Below are 12,812 nucleotides of genomic sequence, written 5' to 3'. Positions count from 1 at the left end.
CTCCGCGCCCTCATGAGCTTCGAGCCAGTTGCAGGGTTTCGCTTCGGCGCCGTCAGCGCCGGGATCCGGAAAGACGGGCGCATCGACGTCGCGCTCGCGGTGGCCGATCAGCCGGCGATCGTGGCCGGCATGTTCACGCGGAACGTGGTGCGCGCGGCGCCCGTGGACATCGCGATGCAGCGCGTCCGGTCAGGGCGCGCTCGCGCCGTCGTCGCCAACAGCGGGTGCGCGAACGCGTGCACGGGCGAGGCAGGCTGGAAGGCGACGCTCGATACGACGCGCGCCGTCGCCGAGTCCATCGGCGCCTCGGAGGACGAGGTGCTCCCCGCCTCGACCGGCGTGATCGGCGCCGTCCTGCCCGCGCACCGGATCATCGAGCGTGTCCCCGAGCTGTCGGCCCGCCTGTCGCCGAAGGGCTACCTCGATTTCGCCCAGGCGATCTGCACGACCGACCGCTGGCCGAAGCTCGCGCAGCGCAAGCTCGGCGCCGGCGCGACGCTGCTCGGCATCGGCAAGGGCGCCGGGATGATCCACCCCGACGTGGGCCCGCCCCACGCGACGATGCTCGTCTTCCTGTTCACCGACGCCGTGCTCGACGCCGGCGAGGCGAGCGACGCGCTGGCGGCCTCGTGCGACGTGACGTTCAACGCGTGCAGCGTCGACGGGGACACCAGCACCAACGACACGGTGCTCCTCTTGTCCTCCGGCGCGTCGCAGCGCCGCGTCTCGCGCGACGAGCTCTCGGCGGGCCTCACCGAGGTGTGCGGCGAGCTCGCGCGCTCGATGGTGGCCGACGGCGAGGGCAGCACGCACGTCGCCGAGATCCGCGTCCGCGGGCTCGCGACGCGCGACGGTGCGCGCGCCGTCGCGCGTACGGTGGCCACGTCGATGCTCGTGAAGACCGCGCTGTTCGGCAAGGACGCGAACTGGGGGCGGCTGCTCGCCGCCGCGGGCCGCGCAGGCGTCCCCTTCGACCCGCGCGAGGCCCAGATCCTCGTCGGCGGGATCCCGATCGTGCGGAACGGCGCGCCGATCGGGGCGGAAGCCGAGCTCAAGGCGAACGAGGTGCTCGCGCGCGACACCTACGTCATCGAGCTCGTGCTCGGCGGCGGCCCCGGCGACTTCGCGTACCTCACGAGCGACCTCGGACACGGCTACGTCGACGTGAACGCGGGGTACCGCTCCTGATCCTCACGGGGTGACCGGCCGGGCTGCTCGCAGGGAGCGCCCCCGCGCCTTCGCCCTGACCGGAAGCGCCGGCTGCGGCCTTCCCCATCGCTCCCGGGCCCCGAGCGCCGGCCGTCCCCCGCCTCACACCGCGCGACCCCCGCGGATCAGTGAACCTCGCGCGACGAGCGCAGGTGAACGCAGGTTCACAAGCGGGTTCACAAAATGAGCGCCTCGTCGGGCTTCCCGGCGCTCCTCTCCTGCCGCCCCGTGGCACGCTGCGTGTTAGCGCGCGTCATGGTAGTCGTGCGGGAAGGCCGCGCCGGTGCCGGCCGCCGCTGGAGGACTTCGATGCTTCTTCATTCCCCCCTTGCGAAGATCCTGGGCCGAGGCGCGCTGTTCCTGATGATCGCCGCGACCTCGACGGGCTGCGGCGGCTGTGGCGATGCGTCGCTCCAGTGCGACCCCGATGGCGAGAACTGTTTCCTCTGCGACGGTTACGGGTGTCGCCCCGTGGAGCCGGACATCGACACCGGCAGCAGCGGGGGTCAGGGCGGCGCGGGCCAGGGCGGCGCGGGGGGCGCGGAGGCCGAGTGCGACGCGGAGCTCACCACGTGTCCCTGCGACGGCGACGGCGCATGCGAGGACGGCACGCGGTGCGTCGACGGGCTCTGCATCGCGGCGTGCGAGTTCAGCTACGAGTGCGGCGACGGCAGGGTGTGCGTGAACGGCGAGTGCGCCGATGGCTGCTCCAACGCCGCGCCCTGCGCGGAGCCCGGCACGCGCTGCGACCGCGGGGTCTGCGTCCCCGACCCCGCGAACCCCGAGTGCGGCGACGCGGCCCCGTGCGAGGGCGGCGCGGTCTGCGTCGACGGCGCCTGCACCACCGGCTGCGCGACGCACGCGGACTGCGCGCCCGGCGAGGTGTGCAACGCGGCCACCGGCGCGTGCATGGACGATCCCTCGCCTCAGCCCGGCTGCGGCGCCAAGGCCTGCGCGGCGCAGGGCCAGGAGTGCATGGAGGACGGCTACTGCCACTACCCGTGCGAGAACACCCGGGCCTGCCAGCTCATCGACAGCCGCTTCGTCGGCTGCGAGGACGGGTTCTGCAAGACGCGGGAGGAGGTCGCGCCGGAGTGCTCGCTCGACGAGCCTTGCCCCGACGGCGAGAGCTGCATCTCGGGCAAGTGCCTCTGATTCCCCGCACACCTTGACCGTCCGTCACGCGGCGGGTAATCGCCTCCAATGGTCTCCCGCTCTCCCGTCCATCGGCCCGCGCCGCTCTTCGCTCGGATCGCCCGCGCCGCCGCCGTGTCGCTCGCCCTCGTCGTGCCGAGCGTCGCCGCCGCCGAGACCCGGATCGCCGTCGTCGACGTGCAGCACGCCGTCATGCAGACGGAGGACGGCATCCGGGCGCAGGCCACGCTGAAGAAGCTCTTCGACCGGCGGCAGCAGGAGCTCGACGCGAAGCAGACCGAGCTCCAGCGGGCGCGCGAGGACATCGAGAAGCAGTCGCGCGTGCTCTCGCGCGAGTCGCTCCAGAAGCGGATGGAGGACTGGCAGCGCCAGATGGTCGAGCTCCAGACCGTGTTCGTCGACTACAACAAGGAGCTCCAGAAGAAGCAGGGCGAGCTCACCGGGCCCATCCTCAAGAAGATGATGCTCATCGTCGGCAGGATCGCGAAGAAGTCGGGCTACGAGATCATCTTCGACAAGCAAGCGGCCCCGTACGTCCGCGCCGATCTCGATCTGACGGAGCAGGTCATCCAGCTCTACAACACCGGCGGCGGCGAGGACGACGCGGGCGGCGACAAGGCAGAGAAGAAGGACGACGCGAAGTAGCGCGCCGCCCGCGCGCTCCGCACCGCGGAAAGGAGCCGGCCTTGCCTGAGCGAACCCAAGCGCCCGTCACGCTCGACATCCACCAGATCCTGTCGATCCTGCCGCACCGTTACCCCTTCGTGATGGTCGACCGGGTGACGGAGATCACCGCCAACAAGTGCATCCGCGGCTACAAGTGCGTCGCTTACAACGAGCCCTGGTTCCAGGGGCACTTCCCCCAGCGGCCGATCATGCCCGGGGTGCTGATCCTGGAGTCGCTCACGCAGCTCGGCGGCATCCTCGCCTATGCGTCGGATCCATTCGACGCCACGTCGAACCTCATGTTCTTCCTTGGCATCGACAAGGCGAAGTTCCGCCACACCGTGACGCCCGGCGACCGGCTCGATCTCTACGCCGAGGTGCTGCACCACCGCTCGAACGTCTGGAAGCTGCGCGGCGAGGCGAGCGTCGACGGGACGCTCTGCGCCGAGGGAGAGATGCTCGCTTCCATCGTGGATCGCGAGCCCTGATCGGGGAGGGAGATCTCGTCATGAGGCCCAGTTCATCGCCGTCGTTCGCCCGTGTCCTCGCGGCCCTCTGCGCCTCGCTCGCCCTCTCGCTCGCAGGCGGCTGCGGCGGCGCCGCGCCCATCGCGCCCCCGGCGCCCGAGACGGGCGGCGGCCTGATCGGCTCGGCGGCGCCCGAGCTCGCGGCCGAGGTCGTGAGCGGCGAAGGGCCCTCGACGCTCAAGGACGCGCGCGGCAAGGTGGTCATCGTCGATTTCTGGGCGACCTACTGCCGCCCCTGCAGAAGATCGTTCCCCAAGTACCAGGAGCTCGTCGACCGCTTCGGCGGCAATCTCGCCGTGCTCGCCGTCTCCCTCGACGCCCCCGAGGACGTCTCGACGGAGCAGCTCGCGGGGTTCGCGGACGAGGCGGGCGTCAGGTTCAAGATCCTCTGGGACAAGGACCAGAGCGCGGAGGAGGCGTACAGGCCGCGGAGGATGCCGACCGCGTTCGTCGTCGATCGGGACGGCGTCGTGCGCCATATCCACGCGGGCTACGAGGACGGCGAGGAGGACAAGATCTCCCGGGAGGTCGAGGCGCTGCTCGGCCCGGGCGCGGCCCGCTCCCCTTGACGCTCCCGAAGAGGCGACGCTCGTCTTGATGACCCCCACCCTGATCCGGCGCGTCTCCGTCGAGGCGCTCGACATCCCGCTGCACGAGCCGTTCGGCATCGCCGGCGGCGCGCAGGAGCGCGCGGCGAACCTCCTCGTCACCGTGGAGCTCGCCGACGGGACGCTCGGCTTCGGCGAGGCGGCGCCGCTGCCCGCGTTCAACGGCGAGACGCAGGACGGGTCGCGCGCCGCCGCCCTCTCCTTGCGCGAGGCCGCGGTGGGCTCGGACGCGCGCGCGTGGCGCGCCGTCGCGCGCGCGCTCCGCGAGGCGTCCGGGGGCGGCGCCGGCGCGGCGCGCTGCGCGATCGAGACCGCGATCCTCGACGCGCTCACGAAGCGCGCGGGCATGCCGCTCTGGGCCTTCTTCGGCGGCTCGGGGACGGCGCTCACGACCGACATCACCATCACCACCGGCTCGCCGGAGCGCGCGGAGGAGGCCGCGCGGCGCGCCTCGGCCATGGGCTTCCGCGCGCTCAAGGTGAAGGTCGGCGGCCGCCTCGCCGCGTCGGACCCGGCGCGCATCGAGGCGATCCACGCGGCCGCGCCCGGGGCGTCGCTGATCCTCGACGGCAACGGCGGGCTCACCGCGGGCGAGGCGCTCGCGCTCGTCGCGCACGCGCGCCGGCTCGGCGCGGACGTCGCGCTGCTGGAGCAGCCGGTGCCGCGGGACGACTGGGACGGCATGAAGGAGGTCACGCGGCGCGCCGGCGTCGACGTGGCCGCCGACGAGAGCGCAGCCTCCGCGGAGGACGTCCTCCGCGTCGCGGCGGAGCGCGCGGCGACCGTGGTGAACATCAAGCTGATGAAGGGCGGCATCGCCGAGGCGCTCGACATCGCGGCGGTCGCCCGCGCCGCGGGGCTCGGGCTCATGATCGGCGGCATGGTCGAGTCGGTGCTCGCGATGACGGCGTCGGCGTGCTTCGCCGCCGGCCTCGGCGGGTTCTCGTTCGTCGATCTCGACACGCCGCTGTTCCTCGCCGAGAACCCGTTCGACGGCGGCTTCGTCCAGCGAGGCCCGGCGCTCTCCCTCGAGGAGATCCGCGCCGGCCACGGCGTCACCCCGGAGCGCCGTTCTCCAGGGGCGGGCTAGCGGTCGCGTCGCCGACGGCGCCGATCCACGCCGGCACGCCCAGCTGATCGAACGGGCCCCGCAGGTCGTCGGGCAGCGGCGCGGCGAGGCGCAGCGGCGCGCCCGTCTCGGGGTGGGCGACGGCGAGCTCGGCCGCGTGGAGCGCGAGGCGGTGCAGCGCATACCGCTCGCGGAACAGGCGGTTGTGCTCGCCCTTGCCGTAGTTCACGTCGCCGATGATCGGGTGGCTGATGTGCTTGAGGTGCCTCCGCACCTGGTGCAGGCGGCCCGTGCGCGGGCGCGCCTCGACGACGGCGTAGCGCTCGAGCGCATGGAGGCGCTCGAAGTCGGTGACGGCCGGCACGCGCGGCCCCCCCTCGCGCCGCGGGATCGGGTGATCGACGCACCCGCGCTCGGGGGGGACGCCGCGCACGAGCGCCAGGTAGCGCTTCCGCGCGAGGCCCTGCTCGAACTGCGCGCAGAGCAGCGCCGCGGCGGCGGAGTCGAGCGCGACGAGCAGCACGCCGCTCGTCGCGCGGTCGAGGCGGTGGACCGGGTAGACCTTCCGGCCCAGCGCGCGCTCGGCGAGATCGACGAACACGACCGGCGCGTCGCCCCAGCCGCGGTGTACGAGCAGCCCGGACGGCTTCGCGAAGGCCGCGACGCGATCGTCCAGGTGGAGCAGGGAGAGCTGCATCTCGGCCGCGCTCATCCCGTCCCGAGCGCGAGGTACCGCGCGAGCCGCTGGTACAGGGCGGCTGCGAGCTCCGCGTCGTGCTCGCAGACCTCGGCGAAATCGTCCTTGCGGATCCGGATGAGCCGCGTCCGCGCGGCGGCGACCGGCAGCTCGCCCTTGCGCCGCGCGCCCACGAGCGACTCCGGGAAGAGCAGGCCGGAGGACCCGACGCGCCGCCCGTCCGGCAGATTCACGGCCCCGTCGAGCACCAGGTAAGCGACCAGATCGCTCGCGACGTCGCGCGGGATCCGATCCCCCGCGCCGAGCTCCACCTCCACGCCGGCCGCGAGCGCCCCGAGCACCGCCGCGGGGCTCATGCCGGCGAGGAGCGGGCACGCGGAGAGCACCGACAGATCGCGCGAGGACGGGCCGGCGTCGTCCGCGCGCTTCACGAAGCGCTCCTTGATGTCGATGACGATCACGCTCGCGTTGTCGTGGCCCCCCCGCTCGCGCGCGTGGCCGAGGAGGCCCGCGGCGACCTCCTCGGGCCCGCCCTTCGAGCAGAAGCGGGAGAGCGACGCCTCGCTGTCGATCGCGTTGTGCACCCCGTCGGTGCAGAGGAGGATGCGGTCGCCGCGCGAGAGATCGACGAACACGGTGTCGACCGCGACGGTGCCCGCGAGCCCGATCGCGTTCACGAGCGGGTTCCGTTGCGGCTTCCTGGCCGGGGTCGGGTTGCCGGCCGCGCGGAGCGTATCGTAGAGCGCGTGGTCCTGGGTGAGCTGGACGGTGGTCGTCGGGCGAACCAGGTACGCGCGGCTGTCGCCCGCGTGGGCGAAGAACGCCCGGCTGTGCGCGAGCACGACGAAATCGAGCGTCGTGCCCATCCCCTGGTAGCTCGGCTCCGTGCGGCGCGCCTCCAGGATGGCCGCGTGCGCGGCCTCGGCCACGCGCCGGAGCAGCGCGAACACCTCGCGCCGCGCCTCGATGTTCGGGTCGGCCACGTACGCGTCGAGGATGGCGGCGGCGGGCGGACGGAGCACCTCGCCGCGCACCGTGTCGACGGCGATCTGAGCCGCGACCTCGCCCGCGGCGTGGCCGCCCATCCCGTCGGCGATGCCGAAGAGGGCGAGCTCGGGGCAACAGAGGATCCGATCCTCATTGCTCGGGCGGACGAGGCCGACATCGGTCGATGCGGCGAACTCGATGCGATAGTCGAAGCGTGGGAGGATCCGGGACACCGCGACCAGGATAGACACCGTGCGGGCGGCGTCAAAATGGCGCGTCTGTCGGCGACCGCGCGGCGGCTCCACGCCCGCTCGCCTGGGTCGGCCGGCGCTCGCCCCTGTCCCTGCCGCGAGCGCGCGCCACGTCGCCGCCCCGCTGCCCCCCTGGCGCGGCGGCGCGCAGCGGGGCCTCGCCCTGGCCCCGCTGACGCGGGCCGGCGCGCCCTGCGCACCGGCCGAGGCGAGGCCGTGCCTCCGGCGGACACACCAGCGTGCAACGCGCACGGATCCACGGTTGGCCCGACTCTCGCGTCTTCGGGGAGCATGCAACTCATCGAGGTGGACGTCGGGCGCTTTCGGCTCGAATTCGGCGGAGGGCTCGGGCTGGAGGTCATCGTCCTGTTCAGCCGCTCGGTGGCCTTCTGGCGCTGGGGCGGCGAGCTCGTTGCGGAGGTCAGCGTCGGCGTGAGCTGAACCGGACAGCCGTCGTCTCGACCTGAGCCCCGCCGGCCACAGCAGATTCGGGGCGCGCAGCGGAAGAGCCCCAGACGAAAAATTCCGGTAGGATTCGGCTCGACCGCATGAGGCCTCGCCGCTGCCTGACATCCACCACGCTCGCTCCTGCCGCGGCTCTGCCGGAGGCCTGCGCAGCGACTCCGCCGTTCACGCTCGAGCTCGGCGGTCCGACGCGGACTGCGGGGCGCGCGACCTCGCGCCGCTCGTGGAGCGCGCGATGACGGTAGAACCGCGGATCGACGTCGCCACGATGCGGCGCGCGCTGTCCACCGCCGAGGCGGTGATGGCGCTGAACCCTCCCGAGTCGCCGATGACCGAGGGGTACCGGCTGTTCCGGGTGTCAGGCGGTGACGTCGCGTGGCTGGACCTGCCCGCGAACAGCGGCGCATATGCCGTCTTCGGCTCGCACCCGCGCTGCGACATGAAGTTCGCCTCGGGCGACGACGTCTGCGTGCGCCACCTGGTCGCCACCTGCTGCAACCTCCCCGACGGCGGCTTCGGCCTGCGGCTCATGGATCTGCAGACCTCGATCCCCTTCTTCGTGGACGACGACGTGCCGCGGCGGTCGATCGTCGTCAGCGGCCCGCTGCTCGTGCGCATCGGCAAGCACGTGGTCGGCGGGCTCCCGGTCGGGCCGCGCGCCTCGTCGAGGGTGCTCGAGGTGAGCTCGTGCGGGATGAGCGAGCCGCCGCGCGGCCTCGAGAGCGTCGCGAGCAAGGCCGTCAGCGAGGGCGCCGCGCCGCCCCCGGCGACCGAGGGCATCACGACCAGCCACCGCTTCGCCCGCGGAGAAATCTCGCACATCACGTCGGTGCGCCCCGTCTCGCACATCGAGGAGATGGTGGCGCCGCGCGCGAAGAGCGGGTACGTGCGGCTCACGCTGCAATCGAGCGAGCGCAGCGCCGCGGTCGAGCTGCCCCAGCAGGCGCTCGACGACGGCGTGCTGCTCGGGCGCGCCGACAACTGCCTCGACCGCGGCCTGCGCGCCGTCCTGAGCACGCACATCTCGCGGACCCACCTGCTGCTCCTGCGGGACGGCGCGGAGATCATGGCCCTCGATCTCTGCTCGACGAACGGGACGAGGTTCGCAGGCCAGAAGGTCCGCCGCGTGATGGTGCCCGCCGAGGGCCTCGCGCTCACGCTCGGCCCCGAGCTCACGCTGGTCTGGCACCCGCAGACCTGACGCGGGTCGCCCTCGCGGCGCGCTACGCGAGGAGCTGGCGCGCGATGACGAGGCGCTGGATCTGGCTCGTGCCTTCGTAGATCTGGAGGACCTTCGCGTCGCGCATCATCTTCTCGACGGGGTACTCCTTCACGTAGCCGTTGCCGCCGAACACCTGCACGGCGTCCACGGCGGTCTGCATGGCGCTGTCAGCGCCGTAGGCCTTCGCGAAGCTCGAGACGATCGGGTCGCGCACCCCGTGATCGAGGTTCCACGCGGCCTTCTGGTAGAGCAGGCGCGTCCCCTCGACGCGGATCGCCATCTCCGCGAGCATCCACTGGATGAGCTGGTGGTTGCCGATCGGCTGGCCGAAGGTCTTGCGCTCCTTGGCGTAGGCCACGCACTCGTCGACGCAGCGCCGCATCAGGCCCGTCGCGGCCGCGCCGATGTCGGGGCGGGTCTGGTTGAAGGTCTCCATGGCGAGCTTGAAGCCCTGCCCCTCGGGCGCGAGCAGGTTCGCCTTCGGCACCTTCACATCATCGAGGAACACCTGGGCGGTGTCGCTCGCTCGCTGGCCGAGCTTGTCCTCCTTCTTGCCGACGCGGACGCCGGGCGTGTCGCGGTCGACGATGAACGCCGCGATCCCCTTGTGCCGCAGCTCCGGGTTCGACGTCGCGAAGATCACGTAGTAGCGCGCGTAGCTCGCGTTCGTGATCCAGCACTTCTGCCCGTTCAGCACGTAGTCGTCCCCGTGCTTCGTGAAGCGCGTCTTGAGGCCCGCGACGTCGCTGCCCGCGTCCGGCTCGCTCGTGCAGTAGCTCGCCATGATCGGCTCGGCGGTGAGCATGCCGAGGTACTTCTTCTTCTGATCCTCGTTGCCGGCGAGCTTGATGGGGGTCAGCGCGAGGCCGTTCGCGAGGAAGCTCGTCTGGATCCCGGTGCACCCGTACGAGAGCTCCTCGGCGAGGAGGGCGTTCTCGAGCTCGCCCATCCCCGGGCCGCCGTACTCGGCCGGGCACGTCGGGTTGACGAGGCCGATGTTCCAGCCCTCCACGAAGACATCCATCGGGAAGTACGACTTCTGATCGCACTCGGCCGCGATCGGGAGGATGCGCTCCTTCGTGAAGCGACGCGCCGTATCGATGAGAGCCTTGTGCTCTTCGCTCACAGAGAAATCGACCACCTTGTGACCTCCGGCTAGTGGGGCGGGGACGGCGCTCGGCGGGCCCGCCAGCTACGCGGGACGAGGGCCTGCGCCCCCGTCACTCCTTCATTCTGCGCCTGCGTCGCTCGAGCTCGGCGCGCACGGCGCGGCTGCCCAGAATGTAGCCGACGATCAGCCCAAGCATCAGCACCACGGGGATGTAGAGCGCGTGCTGCGGGGTCATCTCCCCCAGGTTCGGCATCAGCTCGCCCCCTGGCCCGCTCCAGCCCGCGCCTTCTGCACGGCGGCCTCGAGCGCGTCGATGCGCCGGTCGATCTGCTTCTGGCGGCGCCAGGAGACGAAGACCAGCGCGAAGAGGATGAGCCAGATCGCGGCGTACGCCTCGACCAGCAGCTTCTCTCCGCTCTGCATGTCGTTCCCCCCCTGAACGGGGCGGAACGCCTGCGCTCGGTCGTCCGTCGTGGTGCTCGTCGGCTGCTGCAACGCCGCATGGGAGAACAAGGAATGATTGGATTGCATGTTGTCAGTCCTCTCCGATGCCGGCTTCGAGGGCCTCTTGCTCGAGCTCCGCGAGCCGCGCGGACGCGAGATCGACGCGGTAACGCGCCCACACGAGCGCGAGGGTGAGCAGGGTGAACGAGAGGAAGCCGAAGCCGAGCGCCATCTTCATGTCAGGGTGCCCGAGGCCGCCGCCTTTGCCCGTGATGACCGTGGGGTGGTTACCGCCCCACATCTTCACCGAATAATGGATGATCGGCAGGTTGGCCGCGCCGAGGACGCCCAGGGCCGCCGCGAACTTGCGCTCGGCGTCGCTGTCGCCGGTGAAGGCGCGGAGCACGACGTAAGCGATGTAGATAAGCACGCTGAGCAGCGACGTCGTGAGGCGCGGATCCCACGTCCAGTACACGCCCCACGCCTTGGCGGCCCACAGCGGACCGGTGACGAGGACGATCAGCCCCATCGCCACGGCGACCTCGGCGCCGGCCTTCGCCAGCGAATCCCAGCGCTGGGTGCCGCGCGCGAGGTAGCCGGCGGAGCCGATGAAGCAGATGGTCGCGCCGATGTACATCGCGTACCCGGCGGGGGCGTGGAAGTAGAAGATCTTCTGCACGATCCCCATCGAGGCCTCGGTCGGCACGACGTACGCCACGAAGTGGAGAGTGCCGATGACGGCGAGGGCCGACGCCGCGAGCAGGACGTAAAACGCGATGCTGGCGCCCGCGGATGCGCCGCTCGCCGCGCGCCGCGCCGCATCACCGTTCGCTGCCAAAGCCACCTTGTGCGGCGCCCGCTCGACGTTGACGTTGGCTCCCATGCTGTCGCGCACCGTACTGCCAAGGACGGTCGCGTTCAAGCCGGGGTGACGCGGAGCCGAGCGGCGCCCGAGCGACGCAGCGCGTGCCTCAGCGCGGCCGCCCCCTCGCTCAGGTGCCGTCCGGCGCGATGGCGTCCCAGCCGGTCGCCTTCGCCAGCCGCGACATCGCCATGTCGAGATCCATCGTCGCGTTCAGCTGGTTGAATCGGTTCGTGGCATATGCCTTGGCTGGATCGATGAGATCCTTGTCCGCCATCGTCCCGACGTCGATTCCTTGCTGCACCATCACGAGCCAGCGCTTCCCGTACTTGGCCGCCTTGGTGTACGCGTCGAGCCGCTTCTGGGCCTCCACGACCTCGGCATAGGCGGTCTCGACCTCGGTCGCGACCCCGCCCATGGCGAAGCGCTGCGTCGCGGCCATCTCCTCGAGCTGCGCCTCGGCGGCGCGGATGCGCGCCGATTGCGGCAAGAGGTCGAGCTTCCACTGCAGCGCGAGCGCCGCGCTGTAGTGGAAGAAGTTGCCGGGGTCGCTGGTGAACGGGTTCAGCTGATCCGCGACCTCCGGGGCGGCGCTCACCCCGACCTGCAGGGCGATGCCGATGTCGGGGAACAGCTGCGCGCGCGCGAGCCGCACCTGCGCGGACCTCGCGTCGAAGCCGGCGCGCGCCTGCGCGAGCTCCGGCCGGTACAGGCGCGCCGCGGTCAGGTAACGGGTGACGTGGCCGAGCCGGTGGTTCGGCGGGCGGATCGGGACGTCGGGGATGTCGAGCTCCGCGACGCCCGTGTAGAAGCGCAGCCCCGCCAGCGCGACCGAGATGTATTTGTCGACCTCGGCCCCGCGCGCCTCGAGCTCGGCCCCGAAGGTCTGCAGCTTGAGCAGCTCGATGGGATCGCCCTCCTCGCGCTCGACCTGCTCCTCGAGGCGCCGGAGGGCCTTGTCCATCTCGGCCCTCACGTCGACGAGCAGGCTCCGCGAGTCGCGCGCGAGCTGGAGGCCGAAATAGGCCTTGCGGACGTCGAGCCGCACCGCGTCCCGCTCCTTCTCGACGCTCGCCTGGTTCACCCGGACGTTCGCCTCGGCGGCGTCCCAGAGGTTCGTGATCTTCCCGAACGTCCAGAGCGGGACGACGCCGTCGATGTTCACGCGCCAGCCGACCCCGAGGCTCGAGGTGAGCGAGACGTCGGTGTTCGGGCTGAAGACGTTGTTCCCTCGGACGGTCGGCGCGAGCGCGACGCCGCCCGTCAGCTTGAACTGCGAGAACGGGGCGTACCGGGCCTCGTCGAGCTGCGCGCGGACCTGGTCGAGCTTCGCGCGCGCGGCGGCGACGTTCGGGTGATTGCGGTCGGCGAGCGCGAGCACGCCGGGGAGATCGTGGACCACCGCCGCTCGCCGCCCGGGCGCCCCGCCGGTGTCGGCGGCGGCAGCAGGGAGCGGCGCGAGCCGGACCGCGAGGGAAACGGCGGCGGCAGCAAGGGCAGCTCGTGCAGCGCGTCGGGCCATTTTCGGCGCAACGTAGC

15 protein-coding genes are annotated in these 12,812 nt (G+C 71.9%); 8 read left to right on the top strand and 7 right to left on the bottom strand.

The annotated features are described in order from the left end of the window. The first annotated feature begins 12 nt into the window (after nt 1–12). From argJ to WME97_RS15695, 6 genes are all read left to right on the top strand, one after another. Nucleotides 13–1,188 (top strand): bifunctional glutamate N-acetyltransferase/amino-acid acetyltransferase ArgJ, encoded by a 1,176-nt coding sequence (argJ, locus tag WME97_RS15720; RefSeq protein WP_437552724.1) that lies wholly within the window; start codon nt 13–15, stop codon nt 1,186–1,188. A gap of 330 nt (nt 1,189–1,518) precedes the next feature. Then, nucleotides 1,519–2,364, top strand: a complete 846-nt coding sequence (locus tag WME97_RS15715) for a hypothetical protein (RefSeq protein WP_437552723.1) — start codon at nt 1,519–1,521, stop codon at nt 2,362–2,364. A gap of 48 nt (nt 2,365–2,412) precedes the next feature. Continuing rightward, nucleotides 2,413–3,009, top strand: coding sequence for an OmpH family outer membrane protein (locus tag WME97_RS15710; RefSeq protein WP_437552722.1), 597 nt, complete (start codon nt 2,413–2,415; stop codon nt 3,007–3,009). Nucleotides 3,010–3,050: 41 nt separating this feature from the next. Further along, entirely contained in the window at nt 3,051–3,518 is a 468-nt protein-coding gene (gene fabZ, locus WME97_RS15705; protein WP_437552721.1) for a 3-hydroxyacyl-ACP dehydratase FabZ, read from the top strand. Nucleotides 3,519–3,538: 20 nt separating this feature from the next. Further along, a complete protein-coding gene (locus tag WME97_RS15700) occupies nt 3,539–4,126 on the top strand; it encodes a TlpA family protein disulfide reductase (RefSeq protein WP_437552720.1) in 588 nt (195 codons plus the stop codon). 28 nt (nt 4,127–4,154) lie between these two features. Next, nucleotides 4,155–5,255: a dipeptide epimerase gene (locus WME97_RS15695; protein WP_437552719.1), complete on the top strand. Its 1,101-nt coding sequence runs from the start codon at nt 4,155–4,157 to the stop codon at nt 5,253–5,255. Here WME97_RS15695 and WME97_RS15690 read toward each other — a convergent pair. Together WME97_RS15690 and WME97_RS15685 are read right to left on the bottom strand one after the other, a co-directional pair. Then, complete coding sequence (locus WME97_RS15690; protein ID WP_437552718.1) at nt 5,221–5,946, bottom strand: pseudouridine synthase; 726 nt, start codon at nt 5,944–5,946, stop codon at nt 5,221–5,223. The genes WME97_RS15695 and WME97_RS15690 overlap by 35 nt on opposite strands. Further along, nucleotides 5,943–7,151: a protein phosphatase 2C domain-containing protein gene (locus WME97_RS15685; RefSeq protein WP_437552717.1), complete on the bottom strand. Its 1,209-nt coding sequence runs from the start codon at nt 7,149–7,151 to the stop codon at nt 5,943–5,945. The genes WME97_RS15690 and WME97_RS15685 overlap by 4 nt, the downstream gene beginning before the upstream one ends. A 309-nt stretch (nt 7,152–7,460) precedes the next feature. Between WME97_RS15685 and WME97_RS15680 the strand changes: the two genes are divergently transcribed. Both WME97_RS15680 and WME97_RS15675 read left to right on the top strand, forming a co-directional pair. Beyond that, the gene (locus WME97_RS15680; protein ID WP_157906681.1) at nt 7,461–7,610 is read left to right on the top strand and encodes a hypothetical protein; all 150 of its coding nucleotides are present in this window, start codon (nt 7,461–7,463) and stop codon (nt 7,608–7,610) included. 259 nt (nt 7,611–7,869) lie between these two features. Then, nucleotides 7,870–8,835, top strand: coding sequence for an FHA domain-containing protein (locus tag WME97_RS15675; protein WP_437552716.1), 966 nt, complete (start codon nt 7,870–7,872; stop codon nt 8,833–8,835). A 22-nt stretch (nt 8,836–8,857) separates the two neighbouring features. On the opposite strand, the gene WME97_RS15670 is transcribed toward WME97_RS15675, so the two are convergent. The 5 genes from WME97_RS15670 to WME97_RS15650 all read right to left on the bottom strand — a co-directional run bounded on the left by WME97_RS15670 (nt 8,858) and on the right by WME97_RS15650 (nt 12,795). Next, on the bottom strand, nt 8,858–9,997 hold the full coding sequence (locus tag WME97_RS15670) for an acyl-CoA dehydrogenase family protein (RefSeq protein ID WP_437552715.1): 1,140 nt from the start codon (nt 9,995–9,997) through the stop codon (nt 8,858–8,860). A 79-nt stretch (nt 9,998–10,076) separates the two neighbouring features. Continuing rightward, the gene (locus WME97_RS15665; protein ID WP_012235483.1) at nt 10,077–10,220 is read right to left on the bottom strand and encodes a hypothetical protein; all 144 of its coding nucleotides are present in this window, start codon (nt 10,218–10,220) and stop codon (nt 10,077–10,079) included. Continuing rightward, nucleotides 10,220–10,498, bottom strand: a complete 279-nt coding sequence (locus WME97_RS15660) for a CcmD family protein (protein WP_437552714.1) — start codon at nt 10,496–10,498, stop codon at nt 10,220–10,222. The genes WME97_RS15665 and WME97_RS15660 overlap by 1 nt, the downstream gene beginning before the upstream one ends. Nucleotides 10,499–10,502: 4 nt before the next feature. Then, entirely contained in the window at nt 10,503–11,294 is a 792-nt protein-coding gene (locus WME97_RS15655) for a cytochrome c biogenesis protein (RefSeq protein WP_437552713.1), read from the bottom strand. Between the two features lie 109 nt (nt 11,295–11,403). After that, complete coding sequence (locus WME97_RS15650) at nt 11,404–12,795, bottom strand: TolC family protein (RefSeq protein ID WP_437552712.1); 1,392 nt, start codon at nt 12,793–12,795, stop codon at nt 11,404–11,406. Nucleotides 12,796–12,812 lie beyond the last annotated feature (17 nt).

Origin of the sequence: Sorangium sp. So ce367 (assembly GCF_051520455.1) — a bacterium.
In the GTDB taxonomy this organism is placed as follows: domain Bacteria; phylum Myxococcota_A; class Polyangia; order Polyangiales; family Polyangiaceae; genus Sorangium; species Sorangium cellulosum_B.
This window is presented reverse-complemented; position numbering and strand designations above follow the sequence as displayed.